Genomic DNA, 26,117 nt, shown 5'->3' on the forward strand with positions numbered 1-26,117 from the left:
AATGAACGTTTTACTTTCAAAATTTACTACAAAACACAATACAGCACCTTTTTCACAAATTAAAATCGAAGATTATTTTCCTGCATTTCAGGAAGGGATTGCTTTGGCTAAAGCCGAAATTGACGCTATCGTTAACAATCCGGAAGCACCAACTTTTGAAAACACGGTTGTTGCAATGGATTTTTCAGGAGATATTCTCGATCGTCTTTCCAGTGTTTTTTTCAATTTGAATTCGGCAGAAACGAATGACGAGATGCAGAAAATCGCCCAGGAAGTTTCTCCTTTATTGTCTGAATTTGGAAATGACATTACGTTAAATGCGGCTTTATTTGCAAAAATAAAAACGGTTTACGATCAAAAAGAGCAGCTGAATTTAAATCCGGAGCAAACTACCCTTTTAGATAAAAAGTACAAAAGCTTTTCCAGAAACGGGGCGAATCTGCCGGAAGATAAAAAAGAAAAATTACGCGAAATCGACAAGGAATTGTCTAAATTAAAATTACAATTTGAAGAGAATATCCTGGCAGAAACGAATGCTTTCGAATTACATTTAACAGATGAAAAAGATTTAGCCGGTTTGCCTGAAGGAACCATTGAAGCGGCACGATTACTGGCGAAGAACCAGGAAAAAGAAGGCTGGATTTTTACATTAGACCACCCGAGTTATGTTCCGTTTCTGACGTATGCCGATAATCGCGAATTGCGTAAAAAAATGGCTATTGCTTTTGGAGCGAGAGGATTTCAGCATAACGAATTCGATAACCAGGAAAATGTGCTGAAAATTGCCAAATTACGTTTCGAAAGAGCTAATTTGTTAGGGTATAAAACGCATGCTCATTTTGTTCTGGAAGAAAGAATGGCAGAAAGTCCGGACAAAGTTTTCACTTTCCTGAATGATTTGCTGGCAAAAGCAAAACCTGCAGCTCAGAAGGAGTTTGCTCAATTAACGGCTTTCGCCAAAGAACTGGACGGAATTGAAGAATTGCAAAAATGGGATGGTGCTTATTATTCCGAGAAATTAAAACAACAGCTTTTTAATTTGGATGATGAAAAACTGAAACCTTATTTTCAGTTGGAAAAAGTATTGAACGGTGCTTTTACTGTTGCCAAAAAACTCTACGGCTTAACCTTCACAGAGGTTTTTGATATTGATAAATACCACGAAGAAGTGACCACTTACGAAGTAACCGATGCTCAAAACAATCTGGTTTCGATTTTCTACGCCGATTTCTTTCCACGAAAAGGAAAACGAAACGGTGCCTGGATGACCTCATTCAAATCACAAGCTATAAAAGATGGCGTAAACGAAAGACCGCATATTTCGAATGTTTGTAATTTTACCAAACCAACAGAAACCAAACCATCCTTATTAACGTTTAATGAGGTGACCACCTTATTTCACGAATTCGGTCACGGTTTGCATGGAATGCTGGCCAACACCACTTATCCAAGTTTATCGGGAACTTCGGTTTTCTGGGATTTTGTAGAATTGCCAAGTCAGATTATGGAAAACTGGTGTTACGAGCCGGAAGCTTTGGCTTTGTTCGCCAATCATTATGAAACCGGAGAAATCATTCCGATTGAATATGTTCAGAAAATCAAAGAAAGCGCTAGTTTTCAGGAAGGACTGGCTACTTTACGTCAGCTGAGTTTTGGATTACTGGATATGGCGTGGCACGGACAGGATCCGACAAATATTACTGATCTTAAAACTTTTGAAACACAACAATTTGCCAATACACAATTGTATCCTGATGTAAAAGAAAACGCTATGAGTACTGCTTTTTCGCATATTTTCCAGGGAGGTTATTCTTCCGGATATTACAGTTACAAATGGGCTGAGGTTTTAGATGCTGATGCTTTTGAATATTTTCAGGAAAAAGGAATTTTCAATGTAGAAGTAGCTACAAAATTCAAAGAAAATGTACTTTCAAAAGGAGGGACAGAACATCCGATGGTATTGTACAAACGTTTCAGAGGTCAGGAACCAAAACCGGAAGCTTTGTTGAAACGTGCCGGATTGCTGTAATTATTCGATACCTTTGTTAATATGAAAACTATTGAAAGATAAAAATCTATATATAATTGCTGGTTGTAATGGTGCGGGAAAAACAACTGCTTCATATACGATCCTGCCTGAAATTCTGGACTGTAAAGAGTTTGTAAATGCTGATGAAATTGCAAAAGGACTATCCCCTTTTCAGCCTGAAAAAGTTAGTTTTGAAGCTGGCAGAATAATGCTTCATCGTATTGATGAATTATTACAAAAGGAAGCCGACTTTGCATTTGAGACAACTCTTTCTGCTAAAAGTTACATTTCAATTGTAAAAAAAGCCCAAAGCCAGGGTTATTTTGTAACATTAGTCTTCTTTTGGTTAAATTCTACCGAGCTTGCAAAACAGAGGGTATTAATCAGAGTAAGCGAAGGCGGACATAGCATTCCAGAAGATGTTATTGAACGAAGGTATGTAAGGGGAATTAAAAACTTCTTTAAAATTTATTTAAATGCATGTGATAATGTAATGCTTTTTGACAATTCTAATAAATCGCCTGTTCTTATTTTAGAAAAAGAAATTAGCGAGGAATCAGTTATTATTAAGGAAGATCTATTTAATGAAATAAAAAAAATACAACATGACAAAAGATAAAATCAAAGAATTACAAAATAAAATAGTTGAAGGCCTTAAGGTTTCTTCAAAAAAAATGATTGAAAACAAAAAGAAAATCAACGGAAGAATTGTTGTTTATGCTGATGGAAAAATTCAGACTATAAATGCAGTAGACATTAAAGAGTAAACTAAACACATTTTGAAAAAATACTTTAAAATCCTCTTTTATCTTTCCATTATTGGATTTATTTCAATTATTGCTGTGAATTGGTACGTAAAATCTTCGACCAAAAAGCAAATTTATTATTCAATTAAAAAGTTTCCGAAAAACGATGTCGGAATTATTTTTGGCGCAGGGATTAACGGAGATCAGCCAGGCAAATATTTAAAAGACAGGCTTGATGCCGGAATCGTGTTATACAAAGCCAAAAGGATCAATAAAATTTTGCTTTCGGGTGATAATGGCCGAGATGAATATGATGAATTGACGGTGATGAAAAATTACTGTTACAGAAATGGCGTTGACACTACTAAAATATTTATTGATTACGCGGGTTTCGATACGTATTCAACAATGTACAGGGCAAAGCATATTTTTAAAATCAGCAAGGCAACATTAATATCCCAGGAATATCATTTAAACCGGGCAATCTATATAGGGAAGAGCCTGGGTATAAAATCAGTTGGCTTTTCTGCAAATAAAGGAAAATACAGAGGGTATACCTATGTTACCTTCAGAGAATATCTTTCTACCTTTAAATGCTTTTTTGATGTTGTGCGAAATCGGGAACCGCACTTTTTAGGCCATCCGATCAACATTAATGGTCCCTCTAATTATTCCAAAGATGATAAACGATAAGAGGAAACCTCCAGTTATACAACCTAAAGTTTACTAACGCGTGGATTTCCTGATAAAATAAGAAGCCAGTACAGAAGTACTGGCTCTTTTTTTAACCAACAGGAATTGTAATTAACTTTTTCTTTTTACTTTTTTAGTATTGGTACTGGCCGGCAATGATATAAGGTCTTCAAAAACATGGCTTAAATCACCTGGCTGTACACCATTATTCTGATTGTGACAAGAGAAACAAGAGATAGCTGTGCTGTCTGTGGAAACTGTCGACGAAGGCTGAACATAGGTTTCCATCGTACTGTTGGATAGCTGTCCAGTACCAATTGCATCTCCGGCAGGGATAGAGTCATTAACTGCTCCGTACGGATAAACATTTCCGTTTGGTCCGGCACCGCCAAAAGTCCAGGTTGCTCCTATTAATAAATAATTTTTTCTGATATCATTTCCAACCAGCATGCTGCGAACGGCATTGTTTATAGAGATGATCTCACTGTTAGAATCGGCCGGTGTTTTATCTTCTCCGTTTGGAACTGTGTTAGAGGCCACGCCCCAGGCCATAATTCTTCTCGCAGTCGGGCTGTTAACCGATGGATCTTTAATCAAAATTGAATCGTGCCCAACCGTCATATTCTGAATATTCTGAGGTCCGGTTGTATCATTGGCATTGGCATTAAAAAGCCATCCCTTACCCGTATCTGCTTTTACCTGTTTTATTTTATCATTTACATCTCTGTACGTATAAGCATCATTTGGTGAATTTTTCTCGTGCTCGAATGTGGCCCAGATCATTTCAGGATGCCCGGCGACACTACCTACCACATGCATTCCTACTAAGGCCAGTGTAGTTGTGGTTTCTCCATTTTCTACCCATGCATTTGGATTGGATTTATCGTAAGTCGGGATTACTGCTTTGATCGTTACATACGTTTCCGGATTTGGCAAGTCTTTCACTTCTACCCATGATGTTTTTAATTCCATGGCCAGTGCATCCGGATCCGGAGGTGTAGCCCAGCCTTTCGTTTTGGCATACGCAAGGATACTGTCTCTTGCAGCGGCCGTTGTTGGAAACTGATTTCCGTTTAATTTGCCCTCATTCACTCCGGTTAAAAAATAAGCGTAAACGTCATTAACCATTGTGATATAATAGACTAATGATTTATTTTCACCCATTAAGGCTCCGTGGGAACCTGCCTGTCCTTGCTCCGATTGCACTTCTTTTCCCGTAGAATCAAGAAAAATGGATTTATTGCCTACTTTAAATTGCTGTACCACTTCTGAAGGCTTGATTTTAGTATCGATAACCGGTTTTGGATTTTTAATCACTTTTCCTTTGATGTCAAAAAAGGAATGTAGACCTGACGCATTAGTTACGATATGATCTACCTGAATCAATTTATTAGATTCATCCTTAACTTTTTCGCCACTTTTTTCAGCTTCAATCTCAAACATTTTCCCGGACTTATCGATCAAAACCGGAAGTCTGTGAGGTCCGCTTTGATTAATGTTGCTTACGGCACGCAGTACCTGATTCGGTTTATGTTCGGTCAGTGTACGTTTGTTTAGTGAATCAGGCGGAGAAACGTTGTAAAAAACGGAAGACTCTAAAACAGTTCCTTTTCCATTATAGGCTGCCGAAGCAGGAGATGTAATCCACAAGAACATTTGTTCAGACCATTTATAGAAGTCACAATTGTTATTATGTGGAAATGCAACGCTGTTTGCCGGTTTTACCAATCCGTTTTCAGTGATGGAACCTGAGGCAAACCAGGATTTAAATTCAGACTCAGACACCGTACAGGTCTGTTTCACATCCTGAGGCAGATATTCGGAATCATTGGAAGCCAGCAGCCCATTTTCTTTTTTACATCCCAGGAACAGGATTATAATTACCATAAATGATACAGTAATAATTTTTGTGATTGTTTTTTTCATTTTTTTATAGTTTTGATTTGGTTGTTTTTGGTCCATCCTTTTTATAAAAACGACTGCTTGGGGACTTAAGATGAAATTTTAATTTATACCAGTTCTTCCTGAAAGCATTCTGAAGGTTCAACTGGTTCATTTTCGATTTGATAATTGTAACAGGAAAAACCTCCAATTCCATTCCAGGCGTTATCGATAGCAAAGTGGGCAACGAATTCTGCCAAGAAAGAAGCTTTTTCCAGCGGCGAGAAAGTCTGGGCATATTGTCCCTGTAGACTCACTACCTGGGTGAATTGACCGAATCCGGTAGCATGAATTTTGCCTTTTACCTGGACAACGATATCACTTTCAAGCATGTTGACAGCCTGTGTAATCACAACTGTTCCCTTCACGGAATTTTTTAATGGCAAAACTTCCAGAGCAAAAGAAGCTACGGGGGTACCTGGTATTGCAAGATTTCCGATTGTACCTTTTATAAAATAATCATCTCCTAAAATTTCCATGGTTCTCTGGTTTAAAATTTCCTTACTCAAAACTATATCAGAGATAACCTTACAGGTAAAAAAATGTCATGAGACAGGAATTCTTAGTCATGAAGGAGGCAAAACATGTCACGGAATATTTTTGCTTCAAACTTTTCAAAAAACAGAACCGGAACTATTTTACCGATAACAGGACAGGAAATTCAAAATATCCTGCAATGGCTAAATCGTCATCAAAAACAACAAATCGCACTCCAAAGCAACCCTTACCGGAAGTCCGTACAGCACATTTATTAGTGCTAAAAACCCTCTTAACTACAGCGGTTTCCAAAGGATCAAAACGCTCCGGAACTATAGTATCTGTTTCGGTACTGAAAATGGAAAGAGGTTCTAAAATATCGTTTCCTTCCGATACTGTAAAATCATATAAAACAACAGGGTTGTCGAAGTTTCCGCTTACAGAAACTACATTAAAACTTAATTCCTCAACTGAAGTTCTTTCAACACTTACTTTGTTTTTTTTTAAGCCTTTAATCTTTTCCTGCTGTCCCGTTATCACTAAACAGGCATACTCATTAGAAAGCGGAGCAGGATTATGAATATCCATACTAACATTCAAATGTTCTTCCAACAAAAGTGATGTTTCTACTACTATATTAATCTGCAAATTTGACATGGCCTTTTTGTATTAAAAAAGAAAGGTTCAGCATAAATCTGAACCTCTCTTAAAAATTAAAATTTATTTGGCTGTAATTTGTGGATCCCAGCTGAAATATCCGTAAATATTTAAATCGGAATCATATAATGCAAATCGTAAACCATAATTTTCCACACCTTTTGCATTTACAGTGTTTTGGGCAAACCAGAAATTCTGAGTTGCTTTCTTAGTGTCTAACGGATTAAATTTTGTCGGCACAACGATATCCGCTCCCGGAAAATTCTCCAGGGTGAAGTTTGGATTTTGAAATACATCATCTCCGCCAAACTTAAATAAGTTGTACAATATAACCGGATTATCGAAATTATTATACTCCGAAGTAGCATAAAAACGAACGATATCTCCTTGTTTTGCAACAAAACTTAAATCTCCCGTACCCTGACCTGTGATGCTGGCACCGTCTGAAACTACCATAAACTGATAGTTATGACCTATTCCTGTTGGATTATTCTGATCCTTACTAGGACTTTTAAAATCATTAATTAAACGACTAGAGTCTATAATGATGTTCACGTTTATAATTTTACTTTTTGGCATGACTTGATTTTTTTGGGTTTTCTTACTCGTAAGGCTTTTCAGAATCCGCCTCGTTTATTAGAGTGGGGTCTGCTCCACTTTTGATGATTTGTTTTGTTACGGATATTGAAACGATTAGCATAAAAATGATACGAACCATTCACCCATTCACTTCAAACAAAAATCGAAAATAAATTTGCTAGCTTACTTTTCTTTTCTTACCCAAAATTATAGCACTCCTACGGGCATAATAAAAAAAATGTTGTAAGAAAAAGATTCTTTGTCATGAAGCGGAAAAAAACCGCTATAAGACTATTCTTAAAAAAAAACACAGCAGCCATTTCTTTTCAAAACAAACTTTCATTTATTTTTGAAAGTTTAAAAACTTTTACCTACATTTGATCTATGGAATTCAAAGAAGCAAAAAACAAATTCGTACAAACCTGGGGAGCACTGGGTTCCCAATGGGGAATCAATAAAACCATGGCGCAAATTCATGCTTTACTGATGGTTTCAAACGAACCTGTTTCTATGGAAGACGTTATGGAAGAATTACAGATTTCACGCGGAAACGCCAGCATGAACCTGAGAGCTTTAATGGATTGGGGAATTGTTTATAAAGAATACAAAGCCGGAGAAAGAAGAGAATTCTTTACTGCCGAAAAAGACCTCGATGAACTGGCTGTAAAAATTGCAAGGGAAAGAAGCAAAAGAGAAATTAAACCCGCTCTTAAGATCCTGAAAGAAGTTTCCTCAATTGAAGCAAAAGATTCGGCTGAAGAAAAACACTTTGTCGACCAAACCAATAAACTGTATGATTTTGTTCTGAAAGCAGACAATATTTTAGACAAAATGACTGAGTTTAAAGAAAACTGGTTAGGCCGTCTGGTTTTGAAAATTATGAAGTAAATCTTAAAATAAAAAAATTTAATTATAACTTTCATTTTTTTCTGAAAGTTTAAAACAATTAATAATCATGAAAATCATAAAATACATCAACACATTTGCCATCACCCTCCCTTTTTTAATTGCAGCCACCTATCCGATCTATAAAGAAGGTGCAATAATATTTGCTATTATATCAACTATGGCGACGGGATTTCTTCAATTTTCACTGGGAATAAAAATGCTCATTGACAATCCACGAAACAAAAACCTGCAACTGTATATTGCGGGGGTTGTAACCTTCTTTGCACTTTGGCTGACCAATGTCTTAATAAGTTACAATGATTTTATAAACTACATCCTTTTTCCTATTCCCTTGATTTTGGCTATTTACCTTTCTCTGTTAGTTTATAAAAAAGAATAAACGAATAGTAAAGTCGAAAATAAAAAAAACATACATTATGAAAACGCTGCAAAACCAAACCTTACTTTATGATGAAGACTGCCCGTTGTGCCAGGTGTACACAACAGGTTTTATAAAAGCAAAAATGTTAGACGAAAACGGCCGTAAATCTTATGGCCAACTGAGCGAAACCGAACAGGCTTTTGTAGATGTAAAACGTGCCTCAAACGAAATTGCCTTAATTGACAATCAAAACAAAACCGTGCTCTATGGCATTGACAGCCTCCTCAAAGTAATCGGGTTTTCTTTTCCCTTAATTGAAAAAATCGGGAACCTGAAACCTGTTAACTTCTTTCTGAAAAAACTGTATTCATTTGTTTCTTACAATCGAAAAGTCATTATTCCGGGTAAAATTAATAAGGATCAAAAATTACAATGTGTTCCGGATTTCAACTACAAATACCGCTTTTTATTTATTGCATTTGCAAGTATAATCACGTCAATAGTATTGTATCATTATGCTGCTTTACTTCCGGTTTTGCCACAAGCCGGTATTACCAGAGAAGTACTAATTGCGTTAGGCCAGCTCATTTTTCAGAGTTTTTTTATATTGAAATCTGACAAAAAAACGATCCTGAATTATGCAGGGAACCTAATGACCGTTTCTCTAATGGGATCTTTATTACTGCTTCCCCTACTCGCGCTTCAGACCGTTGTAAATGTTCCGGAAAATGTAATATTGGGTTGGTTTGCCATTACGGTTCTGATCATGTTTACGGAACATTTCAGAAGAATTAAAATGCTGGAATTGCCTGCTTATCTTTGTCTGACATGGGTGGTATACCGAATTATTGTTTTACTATTAATTTTGAATTTCTAGATCATGAAGAAACTTATCATCGCAGCAGGAACCGGTTTTTTAGGGCAAAGCCTGCTCACTCATTTCAAAGATAAATTTGAAGAAATCGTTATTTTAACCAGAGGACAGGCAAAAATACGCAACGGAATTAAATATGTAAACTGGAACGCCAAAACTTTTTCCGGTTGGGAAAGGGAATTGGAAAATACAACCGTCTTAATAAATCTTGCCGGAAAATCTGTGGACTGCCGGTATACCAAAGAAAACAAAAAAGAAATCTTATTATCCAGAATCGAAAGCACGAAGGTTTTGAATAAAGCGGTTTTAAAATGTGTAAATCCTCCAAAACACTGGCTGAATTCATCGACTTCTACCATCTATCGTTTTTCTTTAGATAAGGAAATGGATGAGGTCAATGGTGAAATTGGAAATGACTTCTCTATGAACGTAGCACAATCCTGGGAAAAATCATTTTTTAAAACTGAAACCCCGGGAACTTTAAAAACGGCATTGCGAACTTCAATAGTTTTAGGAAAAAAGGGCGGTGCATTAATCCCGCTAAAAACGCTCGCAAAAATGGGTTTTGGCGGAAAACAGGGAAAAGGAAACCAGATGACAAGCTGGATTCATGAAGCCGATTTTGCCCGCGCCATTGCTTTTATAATTGAAAAAGAAATAACGGGTGTTGTCAATATCGTGTCTCCGAAACCAATTGAAAACAAAAATTTCATGTCACTGTTGCGAAAAGCGGTTGGAAGATCGTTTGGAATTCCGATTAGTGAAACATTATTGAAATTTGGGTCTGCGATTATCAGAACAGAACCAGAACTTGTCCTGAAAAGCCGAAATGTGATTCCGAAACGGCTGCACGAAAATGGTTTTCAATTTGAATTTGACACTCTGGAAAAAACTTTAAAAGATCTCATCTAATGACCACGATACATTTAGCTACCCAAATAAACGCCTCAAAACAAATTACTTTTGATACGGCCAGAGATATTGATTTACATCAAAAATCAGCTGCTACTTCTAATGAAAAAGCAATTGCCGGCATCACTTCAGGGTTAATTAATAAAAATGAAACCGTGACCTGGCGCGGCAAACATTTCGGTTTTTACCTCACCCATAAAAGCAGAATTACCCAAATGGATTTGTACGATTATTTTCTGGATGAAATGGAAGAAGGAAAATTCAGATCATTCCGGCACCAGCATTTTTTTGAAGAAAAAAACGGCATTACCATCATGAAAGACCATTTACAATATGAAACGCCCTATGGAATCTTCGGAAAATTATTTGACGTCTTATTTCTCGAAAAACACCTGACCAATTTTCTTTTGGCAAGAAATAAAATCCTGAAAGAGACCGCTGAGAAAAAACAGGAATAGATTATTTTACCCTTTTTTCCAGAAAAAATGTAACCAGTTTTTCACGCAGATTTAGCAGATTTTAATTTACTCATTTGACTTGCCTCCAGCTAAAGCTTAAATTTTATTCTAAAGAAACACAATCATCAGCCACCAGAAAATCGGTACGCTCTCTACCCAGAAAGAAGTGTAGTATTTAGAGCGTTTTGGATTCGCAAACAGAATAAATAACATTAACGTCACCACCATGATCAAATTGATAATCAGGTCGTGAAGCGTAAACGTCAATATTCCTAAAATCCAAAACGGAATCAACAGTGAAAATCCTAAGATTTTAGTTCGTTTCACGCCAATGGTCTGCGGAACCGTTTTTAAATGCGGATCGTCATTGGCCAGATCTAAAATCTCAAAAACCAGGATCAGCACAAAAACCAACACAAAACGCTGGATACACTTTATAAAAAAATTAGCTGTAAAGAGAATTTCAGCATTTACATAAGGCAATACCAGGGTCGCCCCCACCCAGCAAAGGGCTACAATATAAATTTTTACTCCGGCCCAGTTTCTGGCATTTTTTCGATTGGGAAAGAACGGAAGCGTATAAAGTGCTGTTATGGCAAAAATCCCAACCGAAACCACTTGTGTAATCCGCTTTAAATGAAAAAAATAATACCCCACTAAAATCAGGGAAATAAAACTTAAAACGGCAATAATTTTCAGCTGATTTCCGATCGGTTTTTTTTTGACCCGGACCAAAGCATCGTATTTAACAAAATTATACCCCACAATTGTCCCGAAAAAAACAAACAAGGCCATGGCTTCATCATATTGAATATGAAACACATGAAACGTTATCCGAACCAAAGCATAACACGATAAAGCCACGTGAATACTGCTGTTTAAATAAAAATCTAATACCTGTTTTGGAAGTTTCATAGCTCAAATCTAATCAATTGGTAACAAATCAACTCTTTAGTTATAAATTTCATAAAAATTGAAGTTAAAAATACCTATTAAATTATTAATAATACTTAATTTTGCGCGACAAAAAAACAACACTTTTACAACTATATGAAAACAGATGCTTTTGCTTTAAGACACATTGGTCCAAGAGAAACAGATCTTCAACACATGTTACAAACAATTGGAGTTGAATCGATCGAACAACTTGTTTACGAAACCCTTCCAGATGACATTCGTTTAAAAGCACCTTTAAACTTAGATCCGGCGATGACGGAATACGAATTCGCAAATCATATTCAGGAATTAGGAAAGAAAAACAAAGTATTCAAATCGTATATTGGTTTGGGTTATCATCCAACTATCGTTCCGGCTCCAATTCAGAGAAATATCTTCGAAAATCCAGGATGGTATACTGCTTATACGCCTTATCAGGCAGAAATTGCTCAGGGTCGTCTTGAAGCTATTTTAAATTTTCAGACTACTGTTATTGAATTAACCGGAATGGAAATTGCAAATGCTTCTTTACTTGATGAAGGAACTGCTGCTGCTGAAGCTATGGCTTTGTTATTTGATGTTCGTACACGTGACCAAAAGAAAAACAACATAAATAAATTCTTCGTTTCAGAAGAAATTTTACCTCAGACTTTATCTGTACTACAAACGCGTTCAACTCCGGTTGGAATTGAATTAGTGGTTGGAAACCACGAAACTTTTGATTTTTCAAATGAGTTTTTCGGAGCTATTTTACAATATCCCGGAAAATATGGCCAGGTAAATGATTATAATGCTTTTGTTGCTAAAGCAAAAGAAAACGAAATTAAAGTAGCTTTTGCTGCTGATATTTTATCATTAGCGGCTTTGACTTCTCCGGGAGAAATGGGAGCTGCAGTCGTTGTTGGAACTTCACAGCGTTTTGGTGTCCCAATGGGTTATGGTGGTCCTCACGCTGCTTTTTTTGCCACTAAAGATGAGTATAAAAGATCCATGCCGGGTCGTATCATCGGAGTTTCTATCGATGTAAACGGAAATCGTGCCTTACGTATGGCGTTGGGAACTCGCGAGCAGCACATTAAACGTGAAAAAGCAACTTCAAATATTTGTACCGCTCAGGTTTTATTAGCGGTTATGGCCGGAATGTATGCAGTTTACCACGGACCAAAAGGCTTAAAATATATTGCAGACAAAGTTCACGCATCGGCGGTTACAACTGCTGAAGCTTTAAATAAACTAGGAGTTTTCCAAACCAATACTGCTTACTTTGATACTATTTTGGTAAAAGCTGATGCTCAAAAAGTAAAAGCTATTGCGGAGAAAAACGAAGTAAACTTCTTCTATGCTGATGCCGATACAATTTCGATTTCGTTAAATGAAACCACTTCAATTGCCGACATCAACCAAATTATTGCCATTTTTGCTGAAGCTTTAGGAAAAGAAACTTTTACTGTTGCTGAATTAGCGACTGCAAGTCAGTTACCGGCTTCATTAGAAAGAACATCACCTTTCTTAACGCATGATGTATTCAACAATCATCATTCTGAAAGTCAGATCATGCGTTACATCAAAAAATTAGAGCGTAAAGATTTATCATTGAATCATTCGATGATTTCATTAGGTTCTTGTACGATGAAATTAAACGCAGCTTCAGAAATGTTGCCTTTATCAATGCCAAACTGGAACAGCATTCACCCGTTTGCACCAGTTGAGCAAGCCGAAGGGTACATCACGATGCTTAAAAAATTAGAAGAGCAATTAAATGTAATTACAGGATTTGCCGGTACAACATTGCAGCCTAACTCCGGAGCTCAGGGAGAATATGCAGGTTTAATGGCGATTCGTGCTTACCATTTATCAAGAAACGAAAGTCACCGTAATGTATGTTTAATTCCTTCATCTGCTCACGGAACAAATCCTGCTTCTGCAGCGATGGCCGGAATGAAAATCATTGTTACCAAAACTACTCCGGAAGGAAATATTGATGTAGAAGATTTAAGAGAAAAAGCGATTGAACACAAAGATGATTTATCTTGTTTAATGGTAACGTATCCTTCTACTCACGGAGTTTTCGAATCTTCAATAATTGAAATCACGAAGTTAATCCACGACAATGGCGGATTAGTCTATATGGATGGTGCGAATATGAACGCGCAGGTTGGATTAACAAATCCTGCTACAATTGGCGCTGATGTTTGTCACTTAAACTTACACAAAACATTCGCTATTCCTCATGGTGGTGGCGGACCTGGAGTTGGCCCAATCTGTGTAAACGAAAAACTGGTTCCGTTTTTACCAACAAACCCAATCTTAAAAGTAGGCGGTGAACAAGCCATTACAGCGATTTCATCTGCACCTTACGGATCAGCTTTAGTATGTTTAATTTCTTACGGTTACATCACCATGATGGGTGCCGAAGGATTAAAAAGCGCTACAGAACATGCTATTTTGAATGCTAATTACATGAAATCACGTTTCGAAGGGCACTACCCAATTCTGTATACAGGAGAATGCGGAAGAGCTGCTCACGAAATGATTTTAGATTGTCGTGCATTTAAAGAAAACGGAATTGAAGTTGGTGATATCGCGAAACGCTTGATGGATTACGGTTTCCACGCTCCTACGGTTTCTTTCCCGGTTGCAGGAACTTTAATGATTGAGCCTACTGAATCTGAAGATTTGGCAGAATTAGATCGTTTCTGTGATGCGCTTATTTCAATTAGAAAAGAAATCGAAGCTGCAACAGCCGATAATAAAAACAATGTATTGAAAAATGCACCTCACACTTTGGCAATGTTAACTACAGATGCCTGGGATTTCCCTTATACCAGAGAAAAAGCGGCTTACCCATTAGAGTATATCGCTGAAAATAAATTCTGGCCATCAGTTCGTCGTGTAGATGATGCTTATGGTGACAGAAACTTAATCTGCAGCTGTGCTCCAATTGAAGCTTATATGGAAAACTAAAAATCAGTTTTCTTGTTCATATCCAAACCCGACAGACTTTAAAACCTGTCGGGTTTATTTTTGTTTCATGTTTCATGTTTCATGTTTCATGTTAACTTGAAACCTGAAACTTCAAACCTGAAACAAAAAAAACTTTCTCCGCCACTTTCATTTCAAACGTTTGAAATCTCGGTAAAACTTAAAATTCATTAAAAAATAAACAATAAATTCCACAAAAAATTATTATTTCATAATTATATGCATGCATAGTATTTTTTATGACAGTTATCATGATTTTATTTATAATTTAGCAATAAATTTACCGGATAATCGAGGAATAATGAAAATAAAAATAATAGGCATAGGAAGTTATATTCCAAATAAAGAAGTAAGCAATACTGATTTTGGGGACCATGTTTTTTTGAATGAGGATGGAACTGCTTTCGCTTACCCTAACGAAGTTGTAATTAAAAAATTCAAAGGTATTACCGGAATCGAAAATCGCCGTTATGCCGAAGATTATCACACTTCCTCAGATTTAGCCTATTTTGCTGCTGAAAGAGCAATTGAAAATGCTAAAATCGATCGTGAAACTTTAGATTACATTATTTTCGCCCATAATTTTGGCGACGTAAAATCAGGAACACATCAAACCGATATTCTTCCGAGTTTAGCAACCCGTGTTAAAAATAAACTCGACATTAAAAACCCTAAATGTGTCGCTTACGATATTCTTTTCGGATGTCCGGGCTGGATTGAAGGTGTCCTTCAGGCCAATGCTTTTATCAAATCCGGAATGGCAAAGAGAGTTCTGGTAATTGGCGCTGAAACCCTTTCGAGAGTTGTTGATGATCACGACCGTGATTCCATGATTTATTCGGATGGTGCAGGTGCTTCGGTTCTGGAAGCCTCTGATGATGAAGCAGGATTATTATCGTATGAAAGCGCTACTTTCGCTAACGAGGAAGCTAATTTTTTATACTTCGGAAAATCATACAATCCTGATTTGGATCCGGATATCAAATACATCAAAATGTATGGCCGTAAAATTTACGAGTTTGCTTTAAGTCAGGTACCATGTGCTATGAAAGAATGTCTTGACAAAAGCGGAATCGGAATTGAAGAGGTAAAGAAAATCCTGATTCACCAGGCCAACGAAAAAATGGACGAGGCAATTGTGGCCCGTTTTTATAAATTATACGACAAGACGCCACCTGAAAATATTATGCCGATGAGTATCCATGATTTAGGGAACAGCAGCGTCGCCACCGTGCCTACGCTATTTGATTTGCTGATACAGGGCAAATTAGAAAATCATGAAATCAACAAAGGTGACGTTGTTATTTTTGCTTCTGTCGGAGCAGGAATGAATGTGAATGCTTTTGTATACCGATATTAAAATATAGTTTGCAGTCGCAGTATTCAGTTTTCAGTCTCAGTTTACAGTCGCCGTTAGCAGTCCGGATATTGAATTTAGTTTTCAGTCAAAGTTTATATACTGAATACCGTGACTGAAAACTGTGACTGAATACCGTGACTGAACACCGTGACTGAAAACTAAAAAAAAGTCCGCATTTTAAAATGCGGACTTTTTAGTATATTTGCGCCTTTGCTGTTAAAAAATATAAGATGTACGAAAAAACGTTTCCGAATAAAAGATTCAAACTTACTTTAGAATTTTTACAAAAACATATCAATACCTCAGAATCTATTTTGGATTTAGGAGTAGAAAATCCTTTTTCTAAAATCATGAAAGAAGCCGGTTATTCTGTAAAAAACACTACCGGAGAAGATTTAGATTTAAACCAGGATGTTTTAAAAAATGATAAACAGGACGTGGTAACTGCCTTCGAAATCTTCGAGCACTTATTAAATCCGTTTACGATCCTGAACGAAATCAAATCCGACAAGCTTTTAATTTCCATTCCGATGCGCCTTTGGTTTTCTCCGGCATACCGCAGTAAAACAGATATGTGGGACAGACATTACCACGAATTTGAAGACTGGCAGTTAGACTGGCTTTTAGAAAAAACCGGCTGGAAAATCATCGACAGGCAAAAATGGACCAATCCGGTAAAAAAGTTTGGTCTTCGTCCGCTTTTAAGAAGTTTTACAAACAGATACTATATTGTTTACGCTGAAAAAATATAATTCAAATTCCATAAAATAAATTCCAAATTCCAATTTTTACCAATTAATGGTTCAAATTGGAATTTGGAATTTTAGAAAACTGGAATTTAATTTAAAAATTTATGAGATATTACATCGTCATTCCCGCGCACAACGAGCAGGACTTAATTGGCCTGACCTTACAATCTTTGGTTTCACAAACCGTTTTACCTTCAAAAGTGGTTGTTGTAAATGACAATTCGACAGATAAAACAGAAGAAATTGTACTGGGGTTTGCCAAAGAAAATCCGTTTATTTCTGTTGTAAACAAAACGTCAGATGCTATTCACATGCCCGGAAGCAAAGTAATTCAGGCTTTTCAGAAAGGTTTTGAAACACTGGATTCTAACTACGACATTATTGTAAAAATAGACGGCGATTTAATTTTTCCTTCCAATTATTTTGAGACCATAATCAGACATTTTGAATCCGATCCGAAAATTGGAATGGCGGGAGGTTTTTGTTATATTGAAAAGAATGGCGAATGGGTTTTAGAAAACCTGACTGATAAGGATCATATTCGCGGTGCACTAAAAGCTTACCGTGCAGCCACTTTTCAGCAAATTGGAGGTTTAAAACCGGCAATGGGCTGGGATACGGTAGATGAATTACTTTGTAAATATTACGACTGGAAAGTAGTTACAGATACTTCTTTGCACGTCAAACACCTTAAACCAACAGGCGCCAATTACAACAAAACGGCCCGTTACAAACAAGGAGAAGCCTTTTATACACTGGGCTACGGTTTTTGGATTACGGCAATTGCCTCGGCAAAACTGGCGATGATGAAGAAAAAACCATTTCTCTTTTTTGATTATATCAGCGGATTCCGGAAAGCCAAAAAGGCTAAGACACCTTTGTTAGTGAATCCTGAACAGGCAAAATTTATTAGAAATTATCGTTTGCAGAAAATGAAAGAAAAGTTAATTTGACCTCGAAACGGCCGAAAATACTTAACTCATAACCCAAAACTCATAACTTCTTTTTACCTTAGCCAATATTTGTAAAAACTATGATGCTCATTCGTTATTTATCCCAAATAGGAAGATATTTTTTAATGCTGAAGGAAATTTTCAACAAACAGACCAAATGGCCTGTCATGAAAAATCTAATCCTGAAAGAAATAGACGATTTAATTATTGACTCCCTGGGAATTGTTTGTTTTATCTCTTTCTTTATCGGAGGAGTTGTAGCCATTCAGACGGCGCTAAATTTAACTAATCCGTTAATTCCAAAATACTTAATTGGTTTTGCCACACGTCAGTCGGTAATTCTGGAGTTTGCCCCTACTTTTATTTCCGTTATTATGGCTGGAAAAATGGGGTCTTACATCACTTCGAGTATCGGAACCATGCGTGTTACGGAACAAATTGATGCTTTGGAAGTTATGGGTGTTAATTCCTTAAACTATCTTGTTTTTCCAAAAATAGTAGCCTTATTAATGTATCCTTTCGTCATCGGAATCAGTATGTTTTTGGGTGTTTTCGGAGGATGGCTTGCTTGTGCATACGGCGGATTTTCAACCAGTCAGGACTTTATTCAGGGCGCTCAGATGGAGTTTATCCCTTTTCATATCACCTATGCTTTTATCAAAACTTTAATTTTTGCCATGTTACTCGCTACAATCCCTTCTTTTCATGGCTATTATATGAAAGGCGGAGCCCTTGAAGTTGGTAAGGCAAGTACAGTATCGTTTGTGTGGACATCGGTTTGTATTATTCTTTTCAATTATATATTAACGCAACTATTATTAGGATAATGATTGAAGTAAAAAACATAGAAAAATCATTTGCGGACAGTAAAGTTTTAAAAGGTGTTTCGACAGTTTTTGAAACTGGAAAAACCAACCTGATTATTGGACAGAGTGGATCCGGAAAAACAGTTTTATTAAAAACCTTATTGGGAATTCATACACCGGACTCCGGAACTATTGAGTTTGACGGACGTGTTTATTCTGAATTGGATCCGGATGAAAAAAGAGAATTAAGAACTGAAATCGGAATGGTTTTTCAGGGAAGCGCGCTATTCGATTCGATGACTGTTGCAGAAAACGTAGCTTTCCCGTTAAGAATGTTTACCCACGACAATAAAGCAAAAATTAAAGAACGTGTTGATTTTGTGCTGGAAAGAGTAAATTTAGTAGATGCTCATCAAAAATTACCTTCGGAAATTTCAGGTGGTATGCAGAAACGTGTGGCCATTGCCCGCGCTATTGTAAACAATCCAAAATACCTGTTTTGTGATGAGCCCAACTCCGGTCTGGATCCAAACACTTCTACTTTGATCGATAACCTTATTAAGGAAATTACTGAAGAATACAATATCACCACCGTAATCAATACGCACGATATGAACTCGGTAATGGAAATTGGAGAAAATATTGTTTTCCTGAAAAAAGGACTAAAAGCCTGGCAGGGAACCAAAGAAGAAATCTTCAGAACAGATAACAAAGACATTGTGAAATTTGTATACTCTTCTAATTTGTTCAAAAAAGTAAGAGAAGCGTATTTGAAGGGATAAAATATTTTGAAATTACAATACTGAAAATTCCAAATTCCAAGCTTTAAATCCTAATAAAAAAATTCCAAATCCCAATTTATAAAGTTGGAATTTGGAATTTTTTTATTGGAATTTTATACCTTTAATTGGAATTTTTAATCAGTTCCACTTCAGCATTCGGATTAAAAAGATAGGTTCTGCCTGAACTTAATTCGATGCATTCGAAACGTTTCGTCCGAACGGCCAGTTTCTTGAATATTTTACCGTTCTTAATTCTGAAAACACTTCCGTACGGAATTTCAAAAACATAGTTTTTATCGTTTTGCGCATCGTACTGTTTTAACGCGAGAGATAAAGTGGTGTCCGTATCGCTACTGGCAGATGGATTTTTAAAATGTCTCGCTAATAATGGCAATAAACCGCCCGGAAAGATCTCGGGACGTATAAAAGGAACCATCATTCGCTGGAACGTATGTTTCCATTCATTTCCGTGCGGCTTAATGTTTCTTCCAAACTTTTCAAACGCTACCAGATGTGAAATTTCATGAATCAGCGTAATCAAAAAACGATATTTGTTTAAACTGGCATTTACCGTGATCTCATGTTTGCCACTTGGTCCCCTTCTGTAATCGCCATGACGCGTCTGGCGCTCATTTACGATTTTCAGATGAACCTGATTGGCCACAATCAAATCAAAAACAGGCTTTACAGCATGTTCCGGTATATATCTTGCTAAAGTTTCGTTCAATTTTTGAAGTTAAAAGTTGTTTGTAAAAAGTTAAAGGTTAAAGTTTTTTGTCTCAAATTGGAATTTGGAATTTTAAAATTGGTATTTAGTTAAGGGTTCGTTGAAGAAACTTCCAAAACTTTCCCATTAAAATATTTATTCCCATTAAGGGTAAAATCATAAATATAAGTAGCCATTCCTTCTGCGGAAATAGGGGCCTGATAGCCGGGAAAAGCTTCCTGAAGCATTTCGGTCTGAACGGATCCTAGCGCCAGTACATTAAATGAAATTCCCTTTTCTTTGTATTCTTCTGCCAGTAATTCGCTTAGGGTAATCACAGCACCTTTACTGGAACTGTAAGCGGCTAAACCGGCAAATTTCAGGCTTCCGCGCACCCCGCCAATGGAACTGATCGTTACCACGTGACTTCCTCTTTGAAGATAGGGAAGGCAAATTCTGGTAAGATTGGCCACGGCAAAAACATTTACTTTGTAAATACTTTCAAAATCAGCCTGTGTGGTTTCCGCAAAAGGTTTCAAAAGCAAAGCCCCTGCATTATGCACTAACGCATCTACTTTTTTCCAGGCAGAAGAAAGGAAATCTTCTACCTTATATAATTCTGATTCGTTTGATAAATCGACAGACAGACAGGTTACATTTTCATGTTCTAAAAGGGCCTGAGGTATTTTTCTTGAAATAGCCAGGACTTTATTTCCGGCATTTGCAAACTGCAGGGCCAATTCATAACCGATACCTCTGCTCGTTCCTGTTATAATAATATTTTTCATGAAGCAAAAATAAGCAAAACCCTCAAAAAGAACCGTTAATTCTTCATTGTAATTTCCTGTGTCTTAGAATTTGCAATCTGCGTTACGGCAGGCAAAAACTCCTGTATAAAAGCAGTCATATGAGGAATATCCATCACTTTGAATTCGTCTGAAGGATGGTGGTAAAATTCGAAATTCTCAAAGTCAAAAGTGCTTATGGACTGGCAGGGTTTTTTGAAAGCGTCATAAAAAGAATAATTATCCGATCTGTAAAACAATTTATATTCGGCTTCCTTTGGCAGGAATCCAATTGTTTTTTTACCGGTATATTCATTTATTTTTTCGGCCATGTTCGATTTATCAAAACCTGTAATGTAGGCCAGATAATCACGTTTCATGGGTACACCGATCATTTCGATGTTAAGCTGTGCGTATAAATTGAAGTTTTGAACCTTCAGTTTTTCCACTAAACTTTTAGACCCCAGCAGGCCTTTTTCTTCTCCGGCAAAAAACACAATGAGAATACTTCTTTTGTTCGATTTTGTTTCGCTGAAATATTTCGCCATTTCGGCTACGGCTGTTACTCCGGACGCATCGTCATTTGCCCCGTTATTGATCACGTCTTCTTTTTTATTTTTATCTACGCCAATATGATCGTAATGCGCGCTCAGCACCACAAATTCCTTTTTAAGTTCCGGATCATTTCCTTCCAAAACCCCGACAATATTAAAAGCTGGTGACTTAAAATTGGTCAGCGTGTCGCGGTAGGTCTTAAAATAAGGCTTTACGTTGTTTTTCTTGAGAAATTTTTCCAGGAATTCAGCTGCTTTCTCAATTCCTTTGGTTCCCGTCTCGCGGCCTTCCAATTCATCTGAAGAAAGATATTTCAGAAAATCCGAAACGTTTGACTGTTCTACTTTATAAGCAATCTCAACGGGTTGGGAATTTACTTTGGAAGAGGTATCGCTTACAGCTGTGGTATTCGATTTACAGGCTAACAAAACAAGTGGAAGCAGAAAGTATAATTTTTTCATGAATAGAATTTTAGCTTCAGAAGCTACGATTCCAAAGCAGTTGATTTAAAATATTTTTTATACACCTTAAACACCTGAATACTTCCCATAACAATAAAAAATAATGGAATGAATACAGGCATTACATACTTTGAAAATGGATTTGTTTCATGAAAAATGGTCTGTAAAAGTACAATCAGACTTAACATTCCTGAAAAAACACCCGCCAAAGTTCCTGCAATATAATAATATTTTAACTTTTTTTCAATCGTAATATACTTTGCGTTAATTAAATATAAATTCCAGCTCGTCCAGAATGGCAATTGCAAAAAATTAAAACAGTTCAAAATTACGCCTATTACAAACGGAGAATACATTAAATAAGCTTTCAGATTTCCATTCGAACCTGAAGTACCGTGTGAATTTGAATAAAAAAAATAGGCCAGAACGAACATAAATATAACCGCGAAACCATCGATAATTTTCATCAGTTTTTTATTTTTTACCAGCCGTTTGGCAAAAAGCAGTGTAAAATAAATCACAAACGTTTCTACGAAAACAACGCCCAATAAAAAGAAAATCAAATGATGAAGTCCGGAACCGGAATAAATTTCCAGTCCGGCCAAATTGAGATAGCCCAACGGAACAGAGCCGATAAAGCTGACCAGAAATCCAACTGCTATATTTTGCGCTCTTTGCTGCATTCCTAAAAATTTAAAATTTTACTGTTCTGAACCTGATGCAAACGGTATTCCTGCATGCCGGCTTTATAATCCAAATAAGGAAATCCCCTTTTATGATTGGCTACACTGATTTCGTACATATAGGTAATATGTCTTGACAGTTCTTTCCATGCAAACCAGATAGAATGTTTTGGATCATAGATATGGGTCGGTTCGCTTGCTGCCCCGTTTAATTCGACAATTTGAAAATGCTCCCCTCTTTCCAGTTCTTCAAAAGAATCATACATAATATCAAACCTTCCAAAATAAAACTCCGGGATCTGCGCACAAATCTCATTGATGGTTTGGGTAAGTTTTGGGGTAATCCAGTGACTTCCGTCTAAAAATTTGGCACCACGGGCATGATTGCCAAACGGAACCAAATTGAATGCTTCTCCCGTTGCTAAAATTTTATGCAGCAAATCGCCATATTCTTCCTGTAAAGCGTCAAACTGTAATTGAAATCTTGGCGTTTTATGAATTAATGCTTCAATTGTGGAGGTCCCGTCACCCACAACCGTCAGAAATTCCTTTGCGACGATTCCTGTAATCCTGCCCTCTTTTTCGTTGGGATGGCGTACATAAAAGATACCCACTTCATTTTTGTAAGGAATCAAATCCTGCAGCAGGAAATCGAAATTGGCTTTTTCCATATAACGTTCTAACTCCGAAACAGTGTGAATTTTTTTCACTCCCGAACCCCGCAAACCAATATCCGGTTTTGCAATTAATGGAAAATGAATTTCTTTCTCTATAATCTGCTGAACGATTTTTTTGAGATCCGTATTTTTAGGGATGAGAATCGTTTTGGGATAATATTTTCGCGGAATCAGATCATAAATCTGCTTTTTGCTTTCCATAATAAATCCCCCGTTTTTAATTCTGGGATTGGAAGCATTAAAGAAGAAAATAGATCTTGCTTTGATGGCATAATACGCCCAAAGAAAATAGATCGGAATATACACTACCTGAAACGGCCAATATTCCCAATTTGCGATTTTATGAAAAAAGAGCTTCATTTTATATGATATTAAATACTAATAAATGCTGTCGAAAATTCCTGTTCCAGAACTAAGTCATGATAGGCGATTGCCCTTTTATTCTGCCCGATTACAACTTGTGTGATGCTTACTGTTTTCAAAGTATTTTCCCGATTGATAATCAGTCCGTTTTCAGAATCATTCCCTTCCGTATTGCGATGAAAACCGAGCATGTCTGAAGCTGAAATTTCATTTTTATCTTTCAGGAAATCAAAAAACCAGCGGGATCGCTTCTTTCTGACAGCTTCCGGATACAAGGTTACGGACGACCAGATATGATTTTTCGTTTCATCTAAAATCGTACTTCTTTTGGTCAAACCATCCCAGATCAGTTCGTACAATTTTTTGTCCTGATACAGCACCAGCGTAAAAGGCTCAATATCTTCCAGGTTAATGACTCCCCAAAAATCCTTTGGAGATTCGCTGCAAATAATATCCAGCGCAATTAACCCGCGGCTTCTTCTGTACGAAAACCGAACTTCATGTTTGGTGATACCGCCATTGAGCAGTACCAAAACAGTTCCGTCTGCATCAGCCACAAACCAGGTTCCTCCGGCTTTCTGATCTTTCGGATACACCAGGATTTTACCATTACAGTGATAACTCCGCGGTGGAAGTGCACCGGGGCGAATCACTTTTTCATCACGGTTCGAGGTGATAATAACCGTTTCATTATGAGCTACAAAACTTACTGTACACATTGGCTTCTATAGGCTATGGTGGAACGTGCCACACCAAAATTTTCATTCACAAAAATATCCTCCAATTGTAAAACAGCTACCTTTATCAACGCCTGGTGATGAATACAATGTTCTAAGTTATAAAGCAATTCCCTGTAATAATTACTTTGAATCCTAAAAGTAAGCCCGTCGATCATTTGTTCTAAATAGAGCGGTTTATTTTCTTTTTGCAAACCCGCTTTAATATCAAGGATACATTGTTTTGCAAACTGTGTTTCGGTCTGAATGCGTTTATTACGTTCTCTGTTATCATAATTTAAAACTCCCGGCTCATAGCTGTTTTCAAGACATTGAAACATTTCAAGAATATGACGGGTATGTTCGCCGATACTGGAGTCGCTTAAAGCCGCACAGGGTTTTGCATACAACTGATCGGACAATTGGTTTAACAAATTTGTTAACTCCTCTAAACTGTGGTTTATTGATTTTAGCAGCATAATTATTTCGTTCTTAAAAGGTTCATAATTATATTTTTATTTCTATAAAGTAATATGAGGCAACAGACTAAGGTGATTACGGCCAGCGAAAAAAGCAGACCGGAGTCACCCTGAACTTCGATTCCCAACACAAATAAATGCGAAAGGACAGCACCCGTCATAACGCCACATCCGCCTAAAGCGCCGAGCCAGGTTGTTTTTGGAATTAAAAGTAAAACGACAACAATCAATTCGGCAATTCCGGATCCGATTCTTCCGTAAGGCTCTATTCCTAAAGTCGAGAAAATATAAATACTTTCGGGCGCCCCTGTAAATTTAAAGTACAGCGTCTGCAGTAAAATTGCCGAAGCCGTTATTCGCAGCACCCAGGTTATCAAATGTGTTTTCATGACTATTTGTATATTTTTTTCCAGTTCACTTCTGCTTTTGCCTTCAGATTGGTTTCGTCTTTATTCCAGCTTTTCAGCGTATTATTAAAATAGGCGTTGTAAAACAAATACAGTTTCCCGTCCGTGATTTTAAACGTTTCCGGATTTATCTCTACTTTTTCACCGGCACTTCCCATAGCATAAGCACACCAGCCGCCATATTGCGGTTCAAAGCCGGCAGGATTTTTCAGAAAAATTTCCTTATTGGCCACGGATGAAAATTTATAGGTAATGCCCATATAAGAAGCCGTCACTTCATTTTTACCTTTTATCGCTTTGTTTTGTTTAAAATAAGCCACAGGATCATATCCCTGAATCGCCACTTTATTTTCTACATTATACTGAGTGATTCTTTTTGTATCATTTTGCGAAAATACAGCAGCTGATACGAAAACAAATACTATTAAAATTAACTTTTTCATCTTGATTTTATTTTAAGGTTTTTAATACTGAAACTAATAATTCAGCGCTTATACGTTGTTTAAAATCAGGCGAAACGTATTCGAACAAAATGTCTCCATTCGTGTTTACTACAAAAACAGAAGGAACAGGTAAAAGATTTGTGTTCATTCCATTAGAATGTACGTTGATAACTGATTTATAGTTTTCCGGAGCTTCAAAAGCAATTCCGAATTCTTTGATTAAGGCTCCGTTTGCATCGGACAGCAATGTATATTTTACTTTATCCTTTTCTGCTGTGATCTTTAAATTTTCGGGAGAATCAGGACTTACCGCAACAATCTGATAGCCTAAGTCAAGAATTTGTTTTTCGGCTTCGGCCAGGGCAGCCAGATGCAGGTTACAATACGGGCACCAGCCGCCGCGGTAAAAAACCAATACGGTTTTCTTCTTACTAATCAGCTCAGAAAGACTGACAGCTGCATTATCTGATGATTTTAAAGTCGAATTGGGAATCTTCTCCCCTATTAATAAGGGAGCTACATCCGTTGCCGTTTTGGCAACTGTATTTTGTGCGTTTGCAACAGTACTTACGGCTGCAAACAGAATAAAAAGTGCTTTTTTCATAGTATATAATTTTTCATCTTTTATGATGATGTAA

Annotated in this window: 30 protein-coding genes; 15 read left to right on the plus strand and 15 right to left on the minus strand. The window is 36.9% G+C overall.

Going from position 1 to position 26,117, the window contains the following annotated elements; translation table 11 throughout:
• The first annotated feature begins 1 nt into the window (after position 1).
• Genes LPB89_RS15785 through LPB89_RS15800 form a run of 4 tightly spaced genes read left to right on the plus strand, consistent with a single transcriptional unit; the run spans position 2 to position 3,468 of the window.
• Positions 2-2,029 carry a M3 family metallopeptidase gene (locus LPB89_RS15785; RefSeq protein ID WP_230702656.1) on the plus strand — a complete coding sequence of 676 codons (2,028 nt, stop codon included), beginning with the start codon at positions 2-4 and terminating at the stop codon, positions 2,027-2,029.
• A gap of 31 nt (positions 2,030-2,060) precedes the next feature.
• On the plus strand, positions 2,061-2,648 hold the full coding sequence (locus LPB89_RS15790; protein ID WP_230702657.1) for a zeta toxin family protein: 588 nt from the start codon (positions 2,061-2,063) through the stop codon (positions 2,646-2,648).
• Positions 2,635-2,796 carry a hypothetical protein gene (locus tag LPB89_RS15795; RefSeq protein ID WP_161568429.1) on the plus strand — a complete coding sequence of 54 codons (162 nt, stop codon included), beginning with the start codon at positions 2,635-2,637 and terminating at the stop codon, positions 2,794-2,796. The genes LPB89_RS15790 and LPB89_RS15795 overlap by 14 nt, the downstream gene beginning before the upstream one ends.
• A 12-nt stretch (positions 2,797-2,808) precedes the next feature.
• Positions 2,809-3,468: a vancomycin high temperature exclusion protein gene (locus LPB89_RS15800; protein ID WP_230702658.1), complete on the plus strand. Its 660-nt coding sequence runs from the start codon at positions 2,809-2,811 to the stop codon at positions 3,466-3,468.
• Positions 3,469-3,579: 111 nt separating this feature from the next.
• On the opposite strand, the gene LPB89_RS15805 is transcribed toward LPB89_RS15800, so the two are convergent.
• From LPB89_RS15805 to LPB89_RS15820, 4 genes are all read right to left on the minus strand, one after another.
• On the minus strand, positions 3,580-5,394 hold the full coding sequence (locus LPB89_RS15805) for a hypothetical protein (RefSeq protein WP_230702659.1): 1,815 nt from the start codon (positions 5,392-5,394) through the stop codon (positions 3,580-3,582).
• Positions 5,395-5,477: 83 nt separating this feature from the next.
• Entirely contained in the window at positions 5,478-5,888 is a 411-nt protein-coding gene (locus LPB89_RS15810) for a DUF1842 domain-containing protein (RefSeq protein WP_230702660.1), read from the minus strand.
• A 154-nt stretch (positions 5,889-6,042) separates the two neighbouring features.
• Positions 6,043-6,543: an AidA/PixA family protein gene (locus LPB89_RS15815; RefSeq protein ID WP_230702661.1), complete on the minus strand. Its 501-nt coding sequence runs from the start codon at positions 6,541-6,543 to the stop codon at positions 6,043-6,045.
• Between the two features lie 63 nt (positions 6,544-6,606).
• Entirely contained in the window at positions 6,607-7,122 is a 516-nt protein-coding gene (locus tag LPB89_RS15820) for an inclusion body family protein (protein ID WP_132036318.1), read from the minus strand.
• 384 nt (positions 7,123-7,506) lie between these two features.
• Here LPB89_RS15820 and LPB89_RS15825 point away from each other — a divergent pair, with 384 nt between their 5' ends.
• From LPB89_RS15825 to LPB89_RS15845, 5 genes are all read left to right on the plus strand, one after another.
• Positions 7,507-8,010 carry a GbsR/MarR family transcriptional regulator gene (locus LPB89_RS15825; RefSeq protein ID WP_230702662.1) on the plus strand — a complete coding sequence of 168 codons (504 nt, stop codon included), beginning with the start codon at positions 7,507-7,509 and terminating at the stop codon, positions 8,008-8,010.
• Positions 8,011-8,077: 67 nt separating this feature from the next.
• The gene (locus LPB89_RS15830; protein ID WP_230702663.1) at positions 8,078-8,410 is read left to right on the plus strand and encodes a hypothetical protein; all 333 of its coding nucleotides are present in this window, start codon (positions 8,078-8,080) and stop codon (positions 8,408-8,410) included.
• A 37-nt stretch (positions 8,411-8,447) separates the two neighbouring features.
• Positions 8,448-9,269 (plus strand): hypothetical protein, encoded by an 822-nt coding sequence (locus tag LPB89_RS15835; protein ID WP_230702664.1) that lies wholly within the window; start codon positions 8,448-8,450, stop codon positions 9,267-9,269.
• A gap of 3 nt (positions 9,270-9,272) precedes the next feature.
• Positions 9,273-10,178: a TIGR01777 family oxidoreductase gene (locus tag LPB89_RS15840; protein ID WP_230702665.1), complete on the plus strand. Its 906-nt coding sequence runs from the start codon at positions 9,273-9,275 to the stop codon at positions 10,176-10,178.
• Entirely contained in the window at positions 10,178-10,636 is a 459-nt protein-coding gene (locus tag LPB89_RS15845; RefSeq protein ID WP_230702666.1) for an SRPBCC family protein, read from the plus strand. Before LPB89_RS15840 ends, LPB89_RS15845 begins: the two co-directional genes overlap by 1 nt.
• Positions 10,637-10,744: 108 nt before the next feature.
• Here the strand turns inward: LPB89_RS15845 and LPB89_RS15850 are convergent, their stop codons facing one another.
• Positions 10,745-11,551: a hypothetical protein gene (locus tag LPB89_RS15850; protein ID WP_230702667.1), complete on the minus strand. Its 807-nt coding sequence runs from the start codon at positions 11,549-11,551 to the stop codon at positions 10,745-10,747.
• Between the two features lie 135 nt (positions 11,552-11,686).
• On the opposite strand from LPB89_RS15850, the gene gcvP reads away from it, so the two are divergent.
• From gcvP to LPB89_RS15880, 6 genes are all read left to right on the plus strand, one after another.
• The gene (gcvP, locus tag LPB89_RS15855; RefSeq protein WP_230702668.1) at positions 11,687-14,536 is read left to right on the plus strand and encodes an aminomethyl-transferring glycine dehydrogenase; all 2,850 of its coding nucleotides are present in this window, start codon (positions 11,687-11,689) and stop codon (positions 14,534-14,536) included.
• 319 nt (positions 14,537-14,855) lie between these two features.
• Positions 14,856-15,914: a 3-oxoacyl-ACP synthase III family protein gene (locus LPB89_RS15860; RefSeq protein ID WP_230702669.1), complete on the plus strand. Its 1,059-nt coding sequence runs from the start codon at positions 14,856-14,858 to the stop codon at positions 15,912-15,914.
• A gap of 230 nt (positions 15,915-16,144) precedes the next feature.
• Positions 16,145-16,666, plus strand: coding sequence for a methyltransferase (locus LPB89_RS15865; protein WP_230702670.1), 522 nt, complete (start codon positions 16,145-16,147; stop codon positions 16,664-16,666).
• A gap of 101 nt (positions 16,667-16,767) precedes the next feature.
• The gene (locus LPB89_RS15870; protein WP_230702671.1) at positions 16,768-17,616 is read left to right on the plus strand and encodes a glycosyltransferase family 2 protein; all 849 of its coding nucleotides are present in this window, start codon (positions 16,768-16,770) and stop codon (positions 17,614-17,616) included.
• A gap of 80 nt (positions 17,617-17,696) precedes the next feature.
• Positions 17,697-18,443 carry an ABC transporter permease gene (locus LPB89_RS15875; RefSeq protein ID WP_230702672.1) on the plus strand — a complete coding sequence of 249 codons (747 nt, stop codon included), beginning with the start codon at positions 17,697-17,699 and terminating at the stop codon, positions 18,441-18,443.
• Positions 18,443-19,204, plus strand: coding sequence for an ABC transporter ATP-binding protein (locus tag LPB89_RS15880; protein ID WP_230702673.1), 762 nt, complete (start codon positions 18,443-18,445; stop codon positions 19,202-19,204). Before LPB89_RS15875 ends, LPB89_RS15880 begins: the two co-directional genes overlap by 1 nt.
• Before the next feature lie 121 nt (positions 19,205-19,325).
• On the opposite strand, the gene LPB89_RS15885 is transcribed toward LPB89_RS15880, so the two are convergent.
• The 10 genes from LPB89_RS15885 to LPB89_RS15930 form a co-directional block, all read right to left on the minus strand.
• Complete coding sequence (locus LPB89_RS15885) at positions 19,326-19,931, minus strand: SprT-like domain-containing protein (RefSeq protein WP_154339919.1); 606 nt, start codon at positions 19,929-19,931, stop codon at positions 19,326-19,328.
• An 89-nt stretch (positions 19,932-20,020) separates the two neighbouring features.
• Positions 20,021-20,698: an SDR family oxidoreductase gene (locus tag LPB89_RS15890; RefSeq protein WP_230702674.1), complete on the minus strand. Its 678-nt coding sequence runs from the start codon at positions 20,696-20,698 to the stop codon at positions 20,021-20,023.
• A 35-nt stretch (positions 20,699-20,733) separates the two neighbouring features.
• Positions 20,734-21,711 (minus strand): M20/M25/M40 family metallo-hydrolase, encoded by a 978-nt coding sequence (locus LPB89_RS15895; RefSeq protein WP_230702675.1) that lies wholly within the window; start codon positions 21,709-21,711, stop codon positions 20,734-20,736.
• Between the two features lie 23 nt (positions 21,712-21,734).
• The gene (locus LPB89_RS15900) at positions 21,735-22,394 is read right to left on the minus strand and encodes a hypothetical protein (protein ID WP_230702676.1); all 660 of its coding nucleotides are present in this window, start codon (positions 22,392-22,394) and stop codon (positions 21,735-21,737) included.
• Between the two features lie 2 nt (positions 22,395-22,396).
• On the minus strand, positions 22,397-23,431 hold the full coding sequence (locus tag LPB89_RS15905; RefSeq protein ID WP_230702677.1) for a D-alanine--D-alanine ligase: 1,035 nt from the start codon (positions 23,429-23,431) through the stop codon (positions 22,397-22,399).
• An 11-nt stretch (positions 23,432-23,442) separates the two neighbouring features.
• Positions 23,443-24,153: an NRDE family protein gene (locus LPB89_RS15910; protein WP_230702678.1), complete on the minus strand. Its 711-nt coding sequence runs from the start codon at positions 24,151-24,153 to the stop codon at positions 23,443-23,445.
• Positions 24,141-24,629 (minus strand): DinB family protein, encoded by a 489-nt coding sequence (locus tag LPB89_RS15915; RefSeq protein WP_230702679.1) that lies wholly within the window; start codon positions 24,627-24,629, stop codon positions 24,141-24,143. Before LPB89_RS15915 ends, LPB89_RS15910 begins: the two co-directional genes overlap by 13 nt.
• A 2-nt stretch (positions 24,630-24,631) precedes the next feature.
• Positions 24,632-25,018, minus strand: coding sequence for a DoxX family protein (locus tag LPB89_RS15920; protein ID WP_230702680.1), 387 nt, complete (start codon positions 25,016-25,018; stop codon positions 24,632-24,634).
• Between the two features lie 2 nt (positions 25,019-25,020).
• Positions 25,021-25,479 (minus strand): YHS domain-containing (seleno)protein, encoded by a 459-nt coding sequence (locus LPB89_RS15925; protein ID WP_230702681.1) that lies wholly within the window; start codon positions 25,477-25,479, stop codon positions 25,021-25,023.
• Positions 25,480-25,486: 7 nt separating this feature from the next.
• Positions 25,487-26,083 (minus strand): peroxiredoxin-like family protein, encoded by a 597-nt coding sequence (locus tag LPB89_RS15930; RefSeq protein WP_230702682.1) that lies wholly within the window; start codon positions 26,081-26,083, stop codon positions 25,487-25,489.
• Between the last annotated feature and the right edge of the window lie 34 nt (positions 26,084-26,117).

Origin of the sequence: Flavobacterium sp. ENC, assembly GCF_020991415.1 — a bacterium.
Classification (GTDB): Bacteria; Bacteroidota; Bacteroidia; order Flavobacteriales; family Flavobacteriaceae; genus Flavobacterium.

Excerpts from the sequence above, each read along its gene's own strand:
- LPB89_RS15925 (WP_230702681.1), bottom strand. The coding sequence starts at position 25,479 with ATGAAAAAGTTAATTTTAATAGTATTTGTTTTCGTATCAGCTGCTGTA.
- LPB89_RS15895 (WP_230702675.1), bottom strand. The coding sequence starts at position 21,711 with ATGAAAAAATTATACTTTCTGCTTCCACTTGTTTTGTTAGCCTGTAAA.
- LPB89_RS15865 (WP_230702670.1), top strand. The coding sequence starts at position 16,145 with ATGTACGAAAAAACGTTTCCGAATAAAAGATTCAAACTTACTTTAGAA.
- LPB89_RS15880 (WP_230702673.1), top strand. The coding sequence starts at position 18,443 with ATGATTGAAGTAAAAAACATAGAAAAATCATTTGCGGACAGTAAAGTT.
- LPB89_RS15830 (WP_230702663.1), top strand. The coding sequence starts at position 8,078 with ATGAAAATCATAAAATACATCAACACATTTGCCATCACCCTCCCTTTT.
- LPB89_RS15890 (WP_230702674.1), bottom strand. The coding sequence starts at position 20,698 with ATGAAAAATATTATTATAACAGGAACGAGCAGAGGTATCGGTTATGAA.
- LPB89_RS15825 (WP_230702662.1), top strand. The coding sequence starts at position 7,507 with ATGGAATTCAAAGAAGCAAAAAACAAATTCGTACAAACCTGGGGAGCA.
- LPB89_RS15785 (WP_230702656.1), top strand. The coding sequence starts at position 2 with ATGAACGTTTTACTTTCAAAATTTACTACAAAACACAATACAGCACCT.
- LPB89_RS15805 (WP_230702659.1), bottom strand. The coding sequence starts at position 5,394 with ATGAAAAAAACAATCACAAAAATTATTACTGTATCATTTATGGTAATT.
- LPB89_RS15810 (WP_230702660.1), bottom strand. The coding sequence starts at position 5,888 with ATGGAAATTTTAGGAGATGATTATTTTATAAAAGGTACAATCGGAAAT.
- LPB89_RS15795 (WP_161568429.1), top strand. The coding sequence starts at position 2,635 with ATGACAAAAGATAAAATCAAAGAATTACAAAATAAAATAGTTGAAGGC.
- LPB89_RS15875 (WP_230702672.1), top strand. The coding sequence starts at position 17,697 with ATGATGCTCATTCGTTATTTATCCCAAATAGGAAGATATTTTTTAATG.
- LPB89_RS15920 (WP_230702680.1), bottom strand. The coding sequence starts at position 25,018 with ATGAAAACACATTTGATAACCTGGGTGCTGCGAATAACGGCTTCGGCA.
- gcvP (WP_230702668.1), top strand. The coding sequence starts at position 11,687 with ATGAAAACAGATGCTTTTGCTTTAAGACACATTGGTCCAAGAGAAACA.
- LPB89_RS15915 (WP_230702679.1), bottom strand. The coding sequence starts at position 24,629 with ATGCTGCTAAAATCAATAAACCACAGTTTAGAGGAGTTAACAAATTTG.
- LPB89_RS15815 (WP_230702661.1), bottom strand. The coding sequence starts at position 6,543 with ATGTCAAATTTGCAGATTAATATAGTAGTAGAAACATCACTTTTGTTG.
- LPB89_RS15840 (WP_230702665.1), top strand. The coding sequence starts at position 9,273 with ATGAAGAAACTTATCATCGCAGCAGGAACCGGTTTTTTAGGGCAAAGC.
- LPB89_RS15845 (WP_230702666.1), top strand. The coding sequence starts at position 10,178 with ATGACCACGATACATTTAGCTACCCAAATAAACGCCTCAAAACAAATT.
- LPB89_RS15870 (WP_230702671.1), top strand. The coding sequence starts at position 16,768 with ATGAGATATTACATCGTCATTCCCGCGCACAACGAGCAGGACTTAATT.
- LPB89_RS15930 (WP_230702682.1), bottom strand. The coding sequence starts at position 26,083 with ATGAAAAAAGCACTTTTTATTCTGTTTGCAGCCGTAAGTACTGTTGCA.
- LPB89_RS15860 (WP_230702669.1), top strand. The coding sequence starts at position 14,856 with ATGAAAATAAAAATAATAGGCATAGGAAGTTATATTCCAAATAAAGAA.
- LPB89_RS15900 (WP_230702676.1), bottom strand. The coding sequence starts at position 22,394 with ATGCAGCAAAGAGCGCAAAATATAGCAGTTGGATTTCTGGTCAGCTTT.
- LPB89_RS15850 (WP_230702667.1), bottom strand. The coding sequence starts at position 11,551 with ATGAAACTTCCAAAACAGGTATTAGATTTTTATTTAAACAGCAGTATT.
- LPB89_RS15910 (WP_230702678.1), bottom strand. The coding sequence starts at position 24,153 with ATGTGTACAGTAAGTTTTGTAGCTCATAATGAAACGGTTATTATCACC.
- LPB89_RS15820 (WP_132036318.1), bottom strand. The coding sequence starts at position 7,122 with ATGCCAAAAAGTAAAATTATAAACGTGAACATCATTATAGACTCTAGT.
- LPB89_RS15835 (WP_230702664.1), top strand. The coding sequence starts at position 8,448 with ATGAAAACGCTGCAAAACCAAACCTTACTTTATGATGAAGACTGCCCG.
- LPB89_RS15905 (WP_230702677.1), bottom strand. The coding sequence starts at position 23,431 with ATGAAGCTCTTTTTTCATAAAATCGCAAATTGGGAATATTGGCCGTTT.